Genomic DNA, 18,153 nt, shown 5'->3' on the forward strand with positions numbered 1-18,153 from the left:
TGAAATGTAACAAAAAGTCTAGAACTTATACTGTTTTTTTTATGTCTAAAAGCAAAATTAGGAACGACAAAACCTGCCTTAATTGCAGATACGTGGTAGAAAACAGATTCTGTCCTAATTGTGGACAAGAAAATACAGATACCCGAAAAACCTTTCACCACCTCTTTATTCATTTTTTTGAGGACTTAACCCACTATGAAAATGCTTTTTGGCGCACCATAAAAAATCTTTTATTCAAACCCGCTGCATTAACCAAAGAATATCTTTCGGGAAAGCGATTGTCTTATTTGGCTCCCGTTCGCCTCTATATTTTCATTAGCTTTATTACATTTCTATTGATTACTATTTTGCCCAGTGAAAATAATTCTCCCGATAAAATCATCGAAAAGGAATCTACGATTACTTCCAAAAACAGATCATTTCAGAATACCATATCCAAAAATGATTCGGACAAAAAGGGCCAAACGGATGCAAAAGCCGAAAATCAATTATTTAATTTTGGATACGAATCGGCAGAACAATTAGACTCCATTCAAAAAAATGCTCCACAATCAGAAAAGCTATCGGATTTTAGTTATTGGATGAATAAAAAAATCCAGATCGTCAAGGAAAACAACACACAAAGCGAAATTATCGAAAAATTCGCAAGTTCCTTTACCCATAATTTACCCAAAGTACTCTTTGTTTTTATGCCCCTATTTGCCTTCTTTTTATGGCTTTTTCACAACAAGAAACGTTGGTATTACTTTGATCACGGCATTTTCACCCTTCATTATTTTTCCTTTTTATTACTACTATTCTTGGTATTATTCCTGATCAACAAAGGATTTTCTCTATTTGCAGCATCAAGTTTCATTTCTTTTATCCAAATTATATGTAATTTTACCGGGATTGGATGGATGCTTTATTATTTCTTTCCGGCACACCACCGGTTTTACCAAGAAACAAGATTAATTTCTTTTCTAAAAAGTAGTTTGTTGTTTTTAATCAACTGTATCCTTATCCTTATTATATTATCCCTCTTTGCCATTTACACCTTTATTAACCTACATTAAAAAAATGAAAAAAATCTCTTTATTAGCTATTATGGTTCTTCTAACTATCAGCTGCGCCTCACAACAACCTCTCGTTACTACCGTTGCTTCTGTTGATCCCACGAAATACATGAATACAATTACTGCCGACGAACTTAAAACACACCTATACATTGTAGCTTCAGACGAAATGGAAGGTCGCGAAACAGGATCCGCAGGACAAAAAAAAGCAGGTCTTTACCTTATTGATCAGTACACAAAAAATAATGTACCTTTTCCAACTGCTGCTTCCGACTATTACCAAAAAATTCCGGCCGCTTTCCTTAATGCAAAAAGTAACGAAAACCTGTCCGATTCTGAAAACATTTGGGCTTATATAGAAGGATCTGAAAAACCTGACGAAGTATTGGTCATTTCAGCACATTATGACCACGTAGGCATAAAAAATGGAGACATTTATAATGGTGCTGATGATGATGGTTCCGGAACTGTAGCGCTGTTAGAAATTGCACAAGCCTTCCAAATCGCTAAAAAAGCAGGTCACGGTCCAAAACGATCTATCCTATTTCTTCATGTAACCGGAGAAGAACACGGTTTACACGGCTCACGCTTTTACGCTGAAAATCCGTTATTCCCTCTGGCCAATACCATAACTAATATCAATATTGACATGATAGGCCGTCGCGATGACGCCCATGCCAACAGCAATAATTATGTATACGTCATTGGTGCCAACCGCCTATCTACTGATTTGGATAACATTTGTACAATCGCAAATGCAAAATATACCAATCTTGTTTTAGATTACAAATTTAATGACCCAAAGGATCCAAATCATTTCTATGAGCGTTCTGATCATTATAATTTTGCCAAAAATGGCATTCCTTCTGTTTTCTTTTTTAATGGCGTCCATGCTGATTATCATAAAGCCACAGACAGTCCGGACAAAATTGAATACGATGCCTTGACCAAAAGAGCTCAATTTGCATTTGTAACCGCGTGGGAACTGGCAAACCGCACTCAAAGGCCTATGGTAGATAAAAAATAGCATAATCTTTTGGGCACATCCTCGCTTTCACTAGCGTTACAGCGTGGTCGGGCTATCCGTTACAATCTTTACAGTGATAAAAATCACTGTAAAGGATTTCCACTGCTATCCCTTGTGCAAACCACTAGAAAACTGGTTGTAAACTTACAATCGCAAAAAACTGCCCCATAAACCAAAAAAAGGAGGCCTTTTTAAAGGGCCTCCTAATATGGATTTTGGTGTGTTGTTATCCGTCAAATCTTTCAATTCAACCAACTATTAAATACACTTCTCTTTTCAGATACTTTATATTCAACAATAAACCAAAACCATACCCAAAGATACATATAAACAATACATAACTAACATTATATCAGTTGTTTAACTATTTTTTAACATCAAGACTTTTAAAAAATATTCACTTAACAAACTATTGTAAAGTGTTCAAAGCAAAATGAATTTAAAAAATCAAAAAAAAGGAGGCCTCGTTCGAGACCTCCAATTGTTAATTTTGATTTATCCTTATCAGTTCTACCGTTCAGCAAAACAGACTATTTGAATAGTATCCCATACAATGGCGAATTACTCAAGTGATCAATCAAAACGACACTCAAAGATATAAATTAATTACTTGATTTACAGTACATTAACTAAAAATTAACGGCATATAAAATTTAAAAAAGGATTAACAAACAAAAAATCTATTTCCCTGAAAGAACTGTTTTAAAAAAAAGTACATTTGATATCCAAACCTAAAAAAAATGAAACTCATCTTCGCTTCCAGCAATCACAATAAAATTTTAGAATTACAAAGTATACTTCCTAAAACAATAACAATTTTGAGCTTAGAAAGCATAGGCTGTTTTGAAGATATTCCAGAAACAAGCGATACTATTGAAGGAAATGCCATCCAAAAAGCAAACTACATTACCGAAAAATATGGACTCGATTGTTTTGCAGATGATACCGGGCTAGAAGTGGATTCCTTGAATGGCGCTCCAGGAGTTTATTCTGCACGATATGCAGGTTTACAACGCAGTGCCGATGACAATATGACTAAATTATTAGAAGCCTTATCGCACAAAGAAAATAGAAAAGCACAATTCAAAACGGTCATTGCACTCAATCTACGCGGGGAACAATATTTATTTACCGGAACGGCTCGTGGTGAAATAACAATCGCAAAAACAGGTAATCAGGGTTTTGGCTACGACCCTATCTTTCAGCCAGAAGGTTTTCAAGAAACTTTCGCCCAATTATCATTAGAAATAAAAAACAAAATAAGCCACAGAGGAAAAGCCACACAGCAGTTGATTGATTTTCTAAATGACAGCAAATAATATCTTTTTTTGCTATTTTTTTTAACAAAAAAATACATTTTGAATTGAAATTTCACACAAAATATTTAAAATCAAAGCGGTGGATTTTTAAATAAAAAGATAACTTTCTGATTATCAAATAATAATATATTGTAATTTCTTAAAATAGCATTAGTTTATCTGAATTATAAACAGTAATTTTGCACCCTATTTTAAAAATACATATGAATAAATTTGAACAATTAGGATTGAGTGAATCGTTACTGAAGGCGATTTTAGATCTAGGATTTGAAAATCCGACCGAAGTACAGGAGAAAGCGATTCCCCTATTATTGGAAAAAGACACAGATATGGTTGCGTTGGCTCAGACAGGGACAGGGAAAACGGCAGCATTTGGATTTCCAGTTATTCAGAAAATTGATGCCAACAACAGAAATACACAAGCATTAATTTTATCTCCAACTCGCGAACTTTGTTTGCAGATTACCAACGAAATTAAAAACTACTCTAAATACGAAAAAGGTATTAATGTGGTAGCAGTTTACGGTGGAGCTAGCATTACAGATCAAGCAAGAGACATAAAGAGAGGTGCGCAAATTATTGTGGCAACTCCAGGAAGAATGCAAGACATGATCAATAGAGGTTTAGTAAACATCTCTCAAATCAACTATTGTATTCTTGACGAAGCTGACGAAATGTTGAACATGGGTTTTTACGAAGATATCGTAAATATCCTTTCGACTACGCCAGACGAAAAAAACACTTGGTTGTTTTCAGCTACAATGCCTGCCGAAGTAGCACGAATTGGAAAACAATTCATGAAAGATCCAATTGAAATAACAGTTGGAGCTAAGAACTCAGGTTCTGCAACAGTTTCTCACGAATTTTACCTTGTAAATGCTCGCGATCGTTACGAAGCTTTGAAACGTTTAGCTGATGCTAATCCAGACATTTTTTCTGTAGTTTTTTGTCGTACTAAAAGAGATACGCAAGCAGTTGCTGAAAAACTAGTAGAAGACGGATATAGCGCTGCTGCTTTGCACGGAGATTTATCTCAAGCGCAACGTGATGGTGTAATGAAATCTTTTAGAGGAAGACAAATCCAAATGCTTGTAGCTACTGACGTTGCTGCTCGTGGAATTGATGTTGATAACATTACTCACGTAGTGAATTATCAATTACCTGACGAGATTGAAACCTATAACCACCGTTCAGGTCGTACTGGCCGTGCTGGTAAATTAGGAACTTCTATCGTAATTGTTACTAAAAGTGAATTGCGTAAGATTTCTTCAATTGAAAGAATCATCAAACAAAAATTTGAAGAAAAAACGATTCCTTCCGGAATTGAAATCTGCGAAATCCAATTATTGCACTTAGCCAATAAAATTAAAGACGTAGAAGTTGATCACGAAATTGAGAATTACCTTCCTGCAATTAACAATGTTCTTGAAGATTTAACGAAAGAAGAATTAATCAAGAAAATGGTATCGGTAGAATTCAACCGTTTCATTGCTTACTACAAGAAAAACAGAGATATCTCTAATCAATCTTCAGGTTCTGAAAGACGTGATCGTGATGATAGAGACGGTGGTGCTCCAAGAGAAAACAACAATGGTGGTGCAACAAGATATTTTGTGAACATAGGTTCTAGAGATAACTTTGATTGGATGTCATTGAAAGATTACTTGAAAGAAACATTAGACTTAGGTCGTGATGACGTTTTCAAAGTAGATGTAAAAGAAGGTTTCTCTTTCTTTAACACTGATCCAGAACACACTGATAAGGTAATGGAAGTATTGAACAACGTACAATTAGAAGGACGTAGAATCAATGTTGAAATTTCTAAAAATGATGGTGGCGGAAGACGTGATCATAACGGAAGAAGCTCTGGTGGAAGTTTTGGTGGCGGAAGAAGTTCTGCTCCAAGAAGAGAAGGAAGCTTTGCTCCAAGAAGAGAAGGTTCTGGTGGTGGTGGTTTTAGAAGCGACAGAAACTCTGCTCCAAGAGAAGGTGGTTTTGGCGGAAGAAGCGATTCTAGAAGAGAAGGTGGTTTTTCATCAGACAGACCAAGAACTGAAGGTTCTGACAGAGCGCCTAGACGTTCTGAAAGTTTTGGCGATGCACCTAGACCAAGAAGACCAAGAAGAGACTAACATCCATTGTTAATTTTCTTATAATTATATACGGAAACTACAAAATATCTAATCCTGATTTATTACTTTTAAAGTCTTAAATTAGTTTATGAGATATTTTGTAGTTTTCTTTATTTTAATCCTTTCTGTAACTGCCTTTGCGCAAGTTAAAGAACCCTCCAAAAAAGTAGATGGTATCATTATCAGTAACACAACTAGAGAACCATTATCTAGTGTGAATATTATCAATATTAATAAAGTTAGAGGTGCAACAACTGATTCAAGAGGATATTTTGAAATTGATGTGCAATTAAACGACACTCTTCACATTACCAGTCTCGGATTTCAATCACTTCGCGTTCGAGTTACAAATGACTGGTTAAAAAATAAAAGCACTAAAATACAACTTACAGAGAAAGCAATAGCACTTGAAGAAATAGTAATACGACCGTTTAACCTAACCGGTTATCTTGAAGTAGATACCAAAATTATTCCTATCAGTGAAAATTATCGCTACAGTATTTCAGGACTAACCCAAGGATATGAAGCTGGCGAATATTCTCCAAATGCATTCGGAAGAGTTTTGGGATCAATATTTAACCCTGCAGACATGCTGTATAATTTCTTTGGTAACAACCCAAAAGAGCTCAAAAAGCTTAAAGAATTAAAAAAAGATGACACCGTTCGAAATCTTTTAGAATCCAAATTTGATCGAGAAACTATTGCTGTACTTTTAGGAATAAATAAAAATGAAATACCTGAAATCTTGCAACGTTGTAACTATTCAGAATCGTTTATAAAAACAGCAAATGATCTACAAATCATGGATGCAATTAGTGGTTGCTACGAAGAATATAAAGTTTTAAAGATAAAATAAAATCTGTTTTTAAATTTTAAAAACAAAAAAATTCCTCAATTCTTAAAAAAATTGGGGAATTTTATTTTCAAAAAACTTTGGGAAGTTGCACTACTCTAAATAAAAATTTTGGGTAACATCCCTTTTCAATTAATTAGGAATAAACAGAATAAACAAAACAGGAAGGAGCTACTGAATCGGCATATTGGCAACTCGTATGATCAGACACACTTCACATTTAGAAGTAACCTATTCTAAAGGATAACTAGCAAATCATTAGTATTAAAAAGGACATAGTGTACATTGACTTGACCGCGATTTGATGCGTGAAATGCAAAATGGTCAACAAGTCAAACTTTCGAAGGGAATGATTTAGGTAGTTTCTGAAGATGCAAGTTCCCATCTTCTGTATTCATTAATGGTGCTGAGTTATTAATCATCAATGGAGATTTTTTAAAATAATATTTAAAACAAATCAAAAATATTATATATATTTACCTAAACCAACAATTAAAACAAAATCTAAATATCCATATCATGGCAAAAAGTCAAGACGCAAAGAAGACAGCAAAAAAAGAGCCTTTAAAAACGGCTAAAGAAAAGAAAGAAGAAAAAAGAGATAAAAAGAATGCTCCGAAAAGAGACTAATTCTTGGTGAGCAGTGAGCAGTTTTTAGTGTTCAATTATAAATACTGAATACTAAAAACTGATTACTGAACACTTTATTTTATTTCACCGGAATATTCGCTAAAATTTCCAAAACAAATTTCCAAAATTTCTGAGAAGAAGAAATACTCGCTCTTTCATCAGGTGAATGTGCGCCGTGAATTGTTGGTCCAAAAGAAATCATATCCATATCAGGATAATTCGTTCCCAGAATCCCACATTCTAATCCTGCGTGACACGCCACTACTTTTGGTTTTTCACCGTTTTGTTTTTCGTAAATTGGAACTAAAACATCCAAAATCTCTGATTTAGCGTTTGGTGTCCAACCAGGATACGAACCTGAAAATTCTACTTCACAGCCCATTAACTCGAATGCGGAACGCAATGCTGTAGCCAGATCAAATTTAGCCGTTTCAACAGAGGAACGCGTCAAACATTGCACTGAAAGCTGTCCTTGACCTAAAATCACTTTAGCTACATTATTCGATGTTTCTACTAAACCATCAAAATCAGCACTCATTCTGTACACCCCGTTATGAGCTGTATACATCGATCTCACAAAGTAAAACTGCGCAATTGACGGCATTACTTTTATGGGTGCGACTTCCATTTTTTCAAAAACAACTTCTAAATCTGGATCCGTTGTTTTAAACTCCGTTTTGATTTCGTTTACAATTTGCTGCATGTCAAAAACAAAAGCTTCATCATACACTTCGGCGATAATAACTTTTGCATGACTTTCACGTGGAATTGCATTGCGCAAACTTCCTCCTTTTATTTCAGCAATTTGTAACCCAAAATTATCAAAACCATCAAATAATAATCGGTTCATGATTTTATTGGCATTACCCAAACCTTTGTGAATATCCATCCCAGAATGCCCGCCTTTCAAACCTTTTACGGTAATCGTATACCCAACAGAGCCTTCGGGAGTTTCTTCTTCATCGTACTCTGCAGTAGCCGTCACATCAATTCCGCCAGCACAACCAATGTCTATTTCATCATCCTCTTCGGTGTCCATATTCAAAAGAATTTGTCCCTGCAGCACACCGCCTTTTAGATTCATTGCTCCTGTCATTCCTGTTTCTTCGTCAATTGTAAACAAAGCCTCGATAGCGGGATGTGGAATATCTGTGCTTTCTAAAATTGCCATCATAGCCGCAACTCCAAGACCGTTATCGGCCCCAAGGGTAGTTCCTCGAGCTCGTACCCAGTCTCCATCAACGTACATATCGATTCCTTGGGTATCAAAATCAAAAGTAGTATCAGCATTTTTTTGGTGTACCATATCTAAATGTCCTTGAAGCACAATTGCTTTTCGGTTTTCCATTCCTGCAGTTGCCGGTTTCCGAATGATAACGTTGCGGATTTCATCTTCCAAAGTTTCTAAACCGAGGCTTTCGCCAAATTTTTTCATAAACTCAATAACACGCTCTTCTTTTTTAGAAGGACGAGGCACAGCATTCAAATCGGCAAACTTATTCCAAAGTGCTTTTGGTTCTAAATTTCTTATTTCTTGACTCATTTATTTTTGTTTGAAGTTCAACATTTACAAGTCCCAAAGTTACAAAGTTTAAATTCGGTATGGTAGTAATTGATATTGTAATTATATTTACATTTCCAAAATTCACCCATTGAAAACAAAATATTTCCTTTCCTTCTTCTTGTTAATCCAAATACTGCTTTTGCAAATTATTCCCTTTTACCCCTCACAGATAGAGGAGTGGTACAGCAATGGTTTTTATCCAATGCTATCGCTGTTTTCAAGAACTATTTTGGGTTCAATTCCTTTTTCTGTGGGTGACTGGTTTTATTTCATTCTTATTTTATTTATTCTTAAATGGATTTGGAACAAACGAAAAACAATGAGATCGCAGTGGAAAGACACTATTTTGAGCATTTTGAGTTTTGTTTCCGTTTTTTACTTTTTGTTTCATGTTCTTTGGGCGCTCAATTATTACCGTGAACCGCTTTTTGAAAAAATGAAAATTCAAAAAGAGTATTCCGATGGTGATTTATTGGCTTTCACCAAAAAGATAATTGCCAAAACTAATACCGTTCACTACCAAATCACAAAAAAAGAAAGCTTAAAAGTGGTCTTCCCGTATACGCAAGAACAAGTCTTTGAAATGAGTGGGAATGGATATAAAAACCTAGCCACACAACATCCTTCTTTTTCTTTTTCACAACGTAGCACCAAAAAATCACTAATCAGTTTGCCTCTTACTTATATGGGTTTTGGAGGTTATTTGAATCCATTTACCAATGAAGCACAGGTTAATTATTTGGGTCCAATGTACAGTTTTCCCATGACCACAAATCATGAAATGGCACACCAAATGGGCTACGCAAGTGAAAGTGAATGCAACTTTATTGGCTTTTTAGCTTCTGTCAAAAATGATGATTTATACATTCAATATTCAGGTTACAGCATGGCTTTGCGCTATTGCTTAAGTATTTGGCAAGCGCGAGATGAGGCAGTTTTTAGCCAATTATTAAAAACCGTCCATCCCGGAATTATAAAAAATTACAAAGAAAGCGAACACTTCTGGAAACAATACGACACGATTATCGACAAAGGTTTTCATGCTTTTTACAACCAATTCCTAAAAGTAAACCAGCAAAAAGACGGAATGGAAAGTTACAGTAAGTTTGTGAACTTGATGGTAAATTATTATAAAAAAAAGGATTTTTAGTCCTAAAGTTTGAAAGTAAAAAGTCTTAAAGTAAAATGATTTTCCTTCTGATACTAATTCTGGGGAAAGATGTAAATATTTACGAATAGATAAAGAGAATTTAGAGTGCTATTTGACTGGCTTAATTTGATTTTTATCGGATGCTAATGAAAGCACAAAAGTTAAAGTCGACTGACAAGCAACTGAGAAAAACTTTCGACATTTGACTTTAAAACTTTTGACAATTAAACTTCATCACTCGTAAAAGTCGTAAAACTTTTCTTTTTGTAAGGTCTGATGATTAATCTTCCTTCGCGATCAAAACGAATGTAATTATACACCCAGCTAAGGAATACGACAGCTTTATTTTTAAATCCAATAAGAGAAAATAAATGCACAAACATCCAGACAAACCAAGCAAAAACGCCACTGAAGTGGTATTTTGGCAAATCGACAACCGCTTTATTTCTTCCTATCGTAGCCATGGAGCCTTTGTCATTGTATTCAAAAGCTTTCATGGGTTTGTTTTTAATTAATTTTATTACGTTTTCGCCCAGTAATTCTCCTTGCTGCATCGCGGGTTGCGCCATCATGGGATGTCCTTGTGGATAGGTTTCGGATTCCATGGAAGCAATATCACCTACTGCAAAAATGTTTTCATAGCCAATTACTTGATTGAATTCATTGACCCGAATGCGTTCTACTTTTTCCACTAAAGAATTACCATCCAATCCTACAACAAGAGCACCTTGAACTCCTGCTGTCCAAATTACGGTGGCAGTATCAAAAGACAAATCGGAATTTGTGGTTATCGTGCGTCCGTCATAATTAGTTACTCGAATATTTTTCCAAATTGTAACTCCTAAATTAGTTAGAAATTTTTCGGCTGCTTGCGAGGATTTCTCGCTCATTGTATTCAGAATTCTGTCACCGCTTTGAATCAAGTTGATTTCCATTTTAGTAATATCCAGATCGGGATAATCTTTTTGGAGGATTGCTTTTTTCATTTCGGCCAAAGCACCGGCAAGCTCTACGCCTGTTGGTCCTCCACCTACAAGGACAAAATTAATGAGACTATTTTGTTCGGCAACATCAGTGGTCAAAACGGCTTGCTCAAAATTTTCAAGAATTAGGCTTCGAATATTGAGTGATTGCGGAATGGTTTTCATAGCCATACTATTTCGCTCAATTTCTTTGTTGCCAAAATAATTAGTTTTAGAACCCGTGGCAATGACGAGATAATCATAAGTTAATTCGCCTATTTCGGTGATAATTTTTTGATTTTTAGTGTCTATTTCCTGGACATTGGTGAGTCTAAAATAGACGTCATCATATTCCTGTATCACTTTTCGGATTGGGTACGCTATGGAACCGGCTTCGAGTCCGCCGGTAGCGACTTGATACAATAAAGGTTGAAAAGTATGGTAATTATGTTTGTCTAAAAGAACAACTTGTACTTTTTTATTTTTAAGTTTTTTGGCCAATGCAATTCCCGCAAAGCCTCCTCCTATAATTACTATTCTGGGTACAATTGAATTTGGAATGTTCATCTAATAAAAAAGGTTCATGGTTGTTAAGAATCAAAGATACAATGTTTTGAGTAGTCGAATTTTATTGAATTGTATCGAAATTTTTGTTTTTTTGAAATCTAAGTAGTTGGACCAATTTAATGTCATACTAAAAAAGGAGTGAAATAATATTTAACATATAAGTCATATAAGAATTTAACCTTAAATGACCTTATGATTGTTTAAGTTACATAAGGCTAACATAATCGAAACTTAAACTTACATGACTTATATGGTAAAAAAAAATGCAACATTGTTTTATTCTTATTGCTTAGTTCAAAAAAATAAACGTGTAAAGTAGCCCTGATGGAAATAGAAATCCTTTATTTGCTGATTTTTATCAGCAAATAAAAATTGTAGTGCACAGCAGGAAAACTATTAATTATGGAATAATAGCTGTTGTGCTCCTGATTGCTTCGTACCACGCAATGACAAATTTCAGAAGTATTATTTTATTCCTTACATTGTAACAAAAACCGGTATTGACTTACTAACGTATATATGAGTGAAAATTTAGAACATTCTTTTGTAAAGCAGTTGCAAGAAAATCAGAATATAATCCACAAGATTTGTAGGTTATATACTAATGGCGATGATGCACACAAGGATTTGTTTCAAGAAATCACGATTCAGTTGTGGAAAGCTTTTCCAAAATTTAGGGGTGACAGCAAATTTTCTACCTGGGCCTATCGAGTCGCATTGAACACAGCGATTACTTTATATCGAAAAAAAAAGCGCTCCATAAACACCATCGAATTTGAAGGACGACAACATTTCCTCAAAGATGTAGAATATGATTATGAAGAAGAGGAACAATTAAAATTAATGTATAAAGCCGTTTACCAGTTGAATGACATTGAAAAAGCTTTGATATTTATGTACCTGGAAGACAAGGATTATCAAGAAATATCAGAAACATTAGGAATTACTGAGGTGAATGCCAGAGTAAAAATGAATAGAATAAAAGGGAAACTAAAAAAAATATTAAATCCGTAAGGAGTATGAAAGAGCTGGATTTATTAAAAAAAGACTGGCAGAAGAATGATAATTCTTTTGCGCAAGTATCAGAAAAAGAAATTTACAAAATGATTCATAAAAAATCGTCTTCCATTGTGAAGTGGATTTTTATTATTAGTGTCCTTGAATTTGTTGTATTAAACTCTTTAAGCTTTATGCTTCCTGATGACAAGATGAGTAAATCTGAAACAATTGAAATAATTATCACTGTTTTAGATTATGTGAGCTACGGTGTAGCACTATTCTTTATGTATTTATTCTATAAGAATTACCGCTCTATTACTGCCACATCAAATACTAAAAAACTGATGGAATGCATTTTGAGTACCAGAAAAACAGTGCGATATTATATAGCATATAATTTATTTCTTGTACTCTTCGTAAGTGCTCTGTTGTTTTCTTACGAAATCATAATTAAAACAACAGTGAACAATGATAGCAGTAGTAAAATATTATTGACTTGTGTAATTATGCTTGTTTTTATTGTTGTTTTATTAGGCTTGGTATGGCTGTTTTACCAATTGATTTATGGTTTATTACTCAAAAAATTGAATCGAAATTATGCCGAATTAAAGAAAATCGATTTATAAAAAAAAACTATTGCTTCTTTTTTAATTTAATAATCCCATTTTCTAAAGCGATTTAATTCTTCTTGCTCCTTTATGATTTCACATGGAATGACTTTCAAAAAAGACGGATGCTGCTCGATAGCAAACTCTACTTTTTCAACAATTTCTTCAATGGTGTCGTTATCATAATCAATGTCTAGCGGTTCTTTGATAATGAAAGATTGTAAGATTCCTTTTTTCTTCATTCGGAAACCTTTTTTGTCAAAAGAACGACGAAAACCATCTATGACAATGGGAACAACAATAGGTCGGTGCTGTTTTATTATATGTGCAGTTCCCTTACGAACCGGTTTAAACGACTTTGTTGTGCCTTGAGGAAAAGTGATTACCCACCCGTCATTCAATGCTATTTTTATTTTTTCAGTATCGTCTGGATTGATTTCTTTTTTCTCTTCAACATCAACTCCTTTCGCACGCCACGTTCGTTCAACTGGTATTGCTCCAGCATACGCCATGATTCTGGGCAATAACCCTGCTTGCATTGTTTCTTTGGCCGCTACATAATAGATATTCATTTTGGGTTGCCACAAATAGCAAATATTCTTGATAGTATCATCACGTCCGCTTAAACTTGCGTTAAAAACGTGAAACATAGCTACTACATCCGCAAAATAAGTCTGGTGATTTGAAATAAAAAGTACGTTTGTGCCCGGTAAATTTCTAATAATATCTGAACCTTCTATTTGCAATTCATTGAATCCTCTATAACGTCTGTGAGTGACAGCGCCAAAAATCCGAATTAACCATTTTTTTATAAATAATATATGACCAAAAGGATTTCTCTTAAATAATCCCATAAAATTGTGTGTTTTTTTGAATTTGAATTACAAATTTACGACTTTATATTCGAAATTGAATACTGCATTAAACAGAAACAATGCTAAAACAGCAGCTCCATTTTTTCTCCTATTTATTGCGAAACTGTCTTCTCGTCAACTAAAACTATCTTCAAAACCTCTTTTAATTCACTCAACATCATTGCTGTAGCTCCCCAAACAATGTGCTCCTCAATATTGAAAGCCGGTACACTGACGTTATTTTCGTAAGAAGTTGATAATTTTGCCTCAACTACAATTGCATCATTTAAAAGAGTCGACAAAGGCAATTCGATAATGTTTGCAACTTCAGTAGGTTGAGGGACAAAAACGAGCTCTTCTTTGCAAATTCCTAAAAAAGGATGTACCATAAAATTACTTGGTGGAATATAAATCTGAGTAAAGGGTTTAATAATTTCGATTTTTTCAGGATGAATTCCAACCTCTTCTTGTGTTTCTCTTAGTGCGGTCACGGCCAAGTTTTCATCTTCTACTTCCTGCTTACCGCCAGGAAATGCAATTTGTGCCGAATGAATTCCCACATACGAGTTCCGAACGATTAAAACCAAATGAGTTCGCTCATTTTTAGGATAAAAAAGCATCATTACCGCAGCAATTCTCGGGTTTTTGTTATCTGGATTATTTCTCTCAAGGCTTTGCAGCCTGTCTAGCGGAGCCATCTTGATATGGGCATCAAATGCTGGAAGCCCAGCATCAACTAATTTAGGAACAAACCTTAAAAATTCTTGAAAATTCATAATCAAAGACTATTTTTGCACTTATAATTAAATATAAATATAGTTTAGAAAACACGCTTAGGCAAATTTTCTGGTATCAAAAAACAACTAAAATGTACAGCAAAGAAGAAACCCAAAGACTAAAACGAGAATTCTGGATTGCATTTGCAGAAAAGTATCCTCGAAAATGGGTGTTGTACGATACTAAAATCAAAGATTTCTCCTTTAAATTTTATGTCGACAATAAAAAAGCACAAGTTTTAATTGATATTGAGCATCGAAGTGACGAAAAAAGAATGGCTTACTTTGAGAAACTACAAGCTTTAAAAAACATTCTAGAAGAAAATTTTATTAAAAATTTGATATTTGATAAAGAATACACTTTAGAAAGTGGCAAAACGATCAGCCGTATTTGGGTTGAAAAATTAGGTGTTGGTGTTAGTAATCGCAATTATTGGGATGAAATATTTGATTTCTACAATGAACAAATGAATGCTCTCGAAATGTTTTATCAAGAATATGATGATTTTATAAAAGATATTGAAAAGCTATAAAACGCAAATATGTTGTAATAAATGTGTTAATCTGAAGCTTATAATTTTTAAAGTGAAGCTAATTTTATGCTGGATTACATATTGAATATATTGTACACAATTATACGATCCTCGTAATTAATGTACAATTGTTTCCTATTATCCTGTTTTTTTCTGGTTATGATTGAGACTGTACAACTGACTCCCTCATTATCCGTGCAAGTAAATGAATACACAATGTCAGTGTCATTTTCCTCCGCAGGCTGATATTCCATGATCTTGAACAATTGAATTCTTTGCGAATAAACTACAATTCTATTTTTATTTGTATCCAAAGTGACCATGAGATTGACTAAATCTAAATCAGTCCATTTGCCCCACGATCCTCTTTCATTTTTTTCTAAAACACTAAATCCTGATGTTTTAAACCGATAACTTTGTCCATAAGAAACTTGGAATCCTAGGACCAAAAAAAACAAGATCACAACTATTTTTGTCTTCATCATTGTTTAAAAATGAAAATTTATTACTTCTTTTGTAGCTTTTTCAAAGTCCGTTACCATTTCTGCTATAATAGCTGCAGCTGGCTTAATCTCGTGGATAATTCCTGCTATCTGCCCAATTTCTAACTCGCCTTCAATTAAATCTCCTTCAAACATACCCCGTTTTGCTCTTGCTCTTCCTAATAACGTAACTATTTCTTCTTTTGTTGGACACGTTTGATATAAATTTTGAATATCGTGATAGAATTTATTTTTAATGAGCCTAACAGGAGCAAGTTCTTTCAACGTCAGTTGCGTATCCCCTTCCTTCGCATTGATGACGGTTTCCTTGAAATTAGCATGAGCCGATGATTCTATAGATGCGGCAAATCTACTTCCAACCTGAACGCCATCTGCACCAAGAACCATTACGGCTAACATTCCGTGACCCGTCGCAATTCCGCCGGCAGCGATCAGCGGAATCTTAATTTTTTCTTTTACCATAGGAATTAGCGTAAGGGTAGTCGTTTCTTCCCTCCCATTATGACCTCCAGCTTCAAAACCTTCGGCAACAACAGCATCAACTCCTGCATCTTGTGCTTTTAACGCAAATACAGAACTGCTGACTACATGCACCACCGTAATTCCGTTTTCTTTCAAATGAGAAGTCCACGTTTTAGGGTTTCCTGCCGATGTAAAAACAATCTTCACACCTTCTTCAACAATAATTTTCATTATTTCATCAATATTTGGATACAACATTGGCACATTTACCCCAAAGGGTTTCGAAGTCGCTTTTTTACATTTTTGAATATGCTCCCGCAAAACTTCAGGATACATCGAGCCAGCTCCTATTAAGCCTAGACCGCCGGCATTGCTTACGGCACTTGCTAATTTATACCCGCTGTTCCAGATCATTCCTCCTTGAATAATAGGATATTTTATTTTGAAAAGTGCTGTGATTTTATTCATCTGATCGTACTGTATTATTGTTTTATTATTTTTCCCGTTTTAGAAAAACCAACGGATACCAATTTATAAAAGTAAATTCCTTGCTCTAGTGTTTTCAAGGAAATAGTTGCAGATTGAGGAGTTACCTTTTGTTCTAAAATTTTCTGACCATGAAGTGTGTAAATGGTAATAGTTCCCAATTCAAATTTTGAAGGTAAAGAAACTGAAACAAAATCGCTTGTGGGATTGGGATAAATGATAAAATCATCTTTAGAAAAAGAATTTAAATCCAACTGCTTGCTTAGCGCCAAATTAAAATCTGGAATTCCATATCCGTATTGATTATTTGGAATTGAAAATTTATCCGATGATTGCAGAATTAAATCACGAATTTCCTGATTGGTTTTTTCAGGAAATGCCTGCCACAAGCAAGCCACCATTCCTGCCATGATGGGACCCGAAAAAGAAGTTCCGTTTGCCGTTACAATATTTCCTTCGGCGTCAGAAACTATTGCTGCTTGCCCTTGTGCCATTACTTCGGGTTTTATTCTGCCGTCAAAAGATGGCCCTACTGAACTAAAAGAAGTTTTTGTTTCAGCAGAATTTACTGCACCCACGCTGAGAACAGATACAGCATCAGCAGGAACAGCTACGTGGGGATTAGAGGAATTCCCTGAATTACCCGCCGATGTAACTAAAATCATGCCTCTACTAAATGCAATTTCTGCCCCACGTGACATAAAGGCTGTTGTGCCATTCATTTCACTGTACGTATGATTGTAAGCCTCATTGTCGAAATCAAAATAACCCAACGAGGTATTAATAATATCAACCCCTAAACTATCTGCTGTTTCAGCCGCTTCAACCCACAGAGATTCTTCCACAGGATTTTCAGAAGTATCATCTTCAGTTATAAATAAATAATATGAGGCGTCAGGTGCCGTTCCTACTAGCAAATCATCTTTAAACCCTCCCATGGAGGAAAGCACGGATGTTCCGTGTGATACTCCTGTGTAAAAATCTGGATCTCTAAGAACAAAATTATAACCGCCTAAAATTTGTTTATTTTCTCTCAGCCTTTGGAATGGCTTCGTGGTGTTTACCCCAGGATACCCCGCATCCATAACGGCAATTATTTTCCCAGATCCGGTATAATTTTGCTGATGCAGTAGCTGCCCATTAAGCATCTGTATTTGATTTGAAGAAGATCCGTAAGCATAATCAACTTTAGTTTTCTTAGTTTTATTCGCTTTTTTTAACTTAATCGATTTTGCAATTTTACCTTCTTGATTCAATGTTTTATCAGCAAAATCAACTTTCTCCACAAAAGATAACACTGATAATGAATTTATAGCTGCCTGATCGCCTCGAATATGAATGGCATTCATCCACTTAGATTGTGCCATGACAGTAATTCCTGCCGTTGATTTTATTCGACTAATATATGATGCTTCAAGCGGAATGTCTTTAAAGTCTAAAGCAATATTTTGATTTGCTCTTCTATCCAGTGCTCTTTGAGTAAGCATCTCTAAGGGTGAATCAGAATAGAATTTTGAGTTAGGCTTGGCATTAAAATACACCCATGCATCCTGTTGTGAAAAACCCAGAGTGGTGATTAATAAAAAGACGAATAAATAGAATTTTCTCACAGGTAACTATATTTGTTAAGCTATAAAGATTCTAACTAGTAATAGATTGAATCTCACTTATGG

16 protein-coding genes are annotated in these 18,153 nt (G+C 34.8%); 9 read left to right on the forward strand and 7 right to left on the reverse strand.

What is annotated here, in order from left to right; translation table 11 throughout:
- The first annotated feature begins 41 nt into the window (after nucleotides 1-41).
- The 5 genes from ACEN2F_RS13205 (at nucleotide 42) to ACEN2F_RS13225 (ending at nucleotide 6,389) form a co-directional block, all read left to right on the forward strand.
- A complete protein-coding gene (locus ACEN2F_RS13205) occupies nucleotides 42-1,055 on the forward strand; it encodes a DUF3667 domain-containing protein (RefSeq protein ID WP_441739905.1) in 1,014 nt (337 codons plus the stop codon).
- 4 nt (nucleotides 1,056-1,059) lie between these two features.
- Complete coding sequence (locus tag ACEN2F_RS13210; protein WP_441739908.1) at nucleotides 1,060-2,082, forward strand: M28 family metallopeptidase; 1,023 nt, start codon at nucleotides 1,060-1,062, stop codon at nucleotides 2,080-2,082.
- Nucleotides 2,083-2,822: 740 nt separating this feature from the next.
- Entirely contained in the window at nucleotides 2,823-3,401 is a 579-nt protein-coding gene (locus ACEN2F_RS13215; RefSeq protein WP_441739911.1) for a non-canonical purine NTP diphosphatase, read from the forward strand.
- Nucleotides 3,402-3,604: 203 nt separating this feature from the next.
- Entirely contained in the window at nucleotides 3,605-5,533 is a 1,929-nt protein-coding gene (locus tag ACEN2F_RS13220; RefSeq protein ID WP_441739914.1) for a DEAD/DEAH box helicase, read from the forward strand.
- 88 nt (nucleotides 5,534-5,621) lie between these two features.
- Complete coding sequence (locus ACEN2F_RS13225; protein WP_441739917.1) at nucleotides 5,622-6,389, forward strand: carboxypeptidase-like regulatory domain-containing protein; 768 nt, start codon at nucleotides 5,622-5,624, stop codon at nucleotides 6,387-6,389.
- Nucleotides 6,390-7,095: 706 nt separating this feature from the next.
- On the opposite strand, the gene ACEN2F_RS13230 is transcribed toward ACEN2F_RS13225, so the two are convergent.
- Nucleotides 7,096-8,559, reverse strand: coding sequence for an aminoacyl-histidine dipeptidase (locus tag ACEN2F_RS13230; protein ID WP_441739920.1), 1,464 nt, complete (start codon nucleotides 8,557-8,559; stop codon nucleotides 7,096-7,098).
- 109 nt (nucleotides 8,560-8,668) lie between these two features.
- Between ACEN2F_RS13230 and ACEN2F_RS13235 the strand changes: the two genes are divergently transcribed.
- Nucleotides 8,669-9,730 (forward strand): DUF3810 domain-containing protein, encoded by a 1,062-nt coding sequence (locus ACEN2F_RS13235; RefSeq protein ID WP_441739923.1) that lies wholly within the window; start codon nucleotides 8,669-8,671, stop codon nucleotides 9,728-9,730.
- Nucleotides 9,731-9,954: 224 nt separating this feature from the next.
- Here the strand turns inward: ACEN2F_RS13235 and ACEN2F_RS13240 are convergent, their stop codons facing one another.
- Nucleotides 9,955-11,259, reverse strand: coding sequence for an NAD(P)/FAD-dependent oxidoreductase (locus ACEN2F_RS13240; protein WP_441739926.1), 1,305 nt, complete (start codon nucleotides 11,257-11,259; stop codon nucleotides 9,955-9,957).
- A 519-nt stretch (nucleotides 11,260-11,778) separates the two neighbouring features.
- Between ACEN2F_RS13240 and ACEN2F_RS13245 the strand changes: the two genes are divergently transcribed.
- Both ACEN2F_RS13245 and ACEN2F_RS13250 read left to right on the forward strand, forming a co-directional pair.
- Nucleotides 11,779-12,273, forward strand: a complete 495-nt coding sequence (locus ACEN2F_RS13245; protein ID WP_441739929.1) for an RNA polymerase sigma factor — start codon at nucleotides 11,779-11,781, stop codon at nucleotides 12,271-12,273.
- 5 nt (nucleotides 12,274-12,278) lie between these two features.
- A complete protein-coding gene (locus tag ACEN2F_RS13250) occupies nucleotides 12,279-12,884 on the forward strand; it encodes a hypothetical protein (protein ID WP_441739932.1) in 606 nt (201 codons plus the stop codon).
- A 26-nt stretch (nucleotides 12,885-12,910) separates the two neighbouring features.
- Here ACEN2F_RS13250 and ACEN2F_RS13255 read toward each other — a convergent pair whose 3' ends face one another.
- Together ACEN2F_RS13255 and ACEN2F_RS13260 are read right to left on the reverse strand one after the other, a co-directional pair.
- Nucleotides 12,911-13,720, reverse strand: a complete 810-nt coding sequence (locus tag ACEN2F_RS13255) for a lysophospholipid acyltransferase family protein (protein WP_441739935.1) — start codon at nucleotides 13,718-13,720, stop codon at nucleotides 12,911-12,913.
- Nucleotides 13,721-13,833: 113 nt separating this feature from the next.
- Nucleotides 13,834-14,496, reverse strand: coding sequence for an NUDIX hydrolase (locus ACEN2F_RS13260; protein ID WP_441739938.1), 663 nt, complete (start codon nucleotides 14,494-14,496; stop codon nucleotides 13,834-13,836).
- Between the two features lie 92 nt (nucleotides 14,497-14,588).
- Between ACEN2F_RS13260 and ACEN2F_RS13265 the strand changes: the two genes are divergently transcribed.
- Nucleotides 14,589-15,029, forward strand: a complete 441-nt coding sequence (locus ACEN2F_RS13265; protein WP_441739940.1) for a DUF4268 domain-containing protein — start codon at nucleotides 14,589-14,591, stop codon at nucleotides 15,027-15,029.
- A 74-nt stretch (nucleotides 15,030-15,103) separates the two neighbouring features.
- On the opposite strand, the gene ACEN2F_RS13270 is transcribed toward ACEN2F_RS13265, so the two are convergent.
- From ACEN2F_RS13270 to ACEN2F_RS13280, 3 genes are read right to left on the reverse strand one after another with little or no spacing between them, the layout of a single operon-like run.
- Nucleotides 15,104-15,514 carry a hypothetical protein gene (locus tag ACEN2F_RS13270; RefSeq protein WP_441739943.1) on the reverse strand — a complete coding sequence of 137 codons (411 nt, stop codon included), beginning with the start codon at nucleotides 15,512-15,514 and terminating at the stop codon, nucleotides 15,104-15,106.
- Between the two features lie 3 nt (nucleotides 15,515-15,517).
- Nucleotides 15,518-16,462 carry an NAD(P)H-dependent flavin oxidoreductase gene (locus ACEN2F_RS13275; RefSeq protein WP_441739946.1) on the reverse strand — a complete coding sequence of 315 codons (945 nt, stop codon included), beginning with the start codon at nucleotides 16,460-16,462 and terminating at the stop codon, nucleotides 15,518-15,520.
- Between the two features lie 14 nt (nucleotides 16,463-16,476).
- Nucleotides 16,477-18,090, reverse strand: a complete 1,614-nt coding sequence (locus ACEN2F_RS13280; protein WP_441739949.1) for a S8 family serine peptidase — start codon at nucleotides 18,088-18,090, stop codon at nucleotides 16,477-16,479.
- Nucleotides 18,091-18,153 lie beyond the last annotated feature (63 nt).

Origin of the sequence: Flavobacterium sp. W20_MBD1_R3, assembly GCF_052119725.1 — a bacterium.
In the GTDB taxonomy this organism is placed as follows: domain Bacteria; phylum Bacteroidota; class Bacteroidia; order Flavobacteriales; family Flavobacteriaceae; genus Flavobacterium.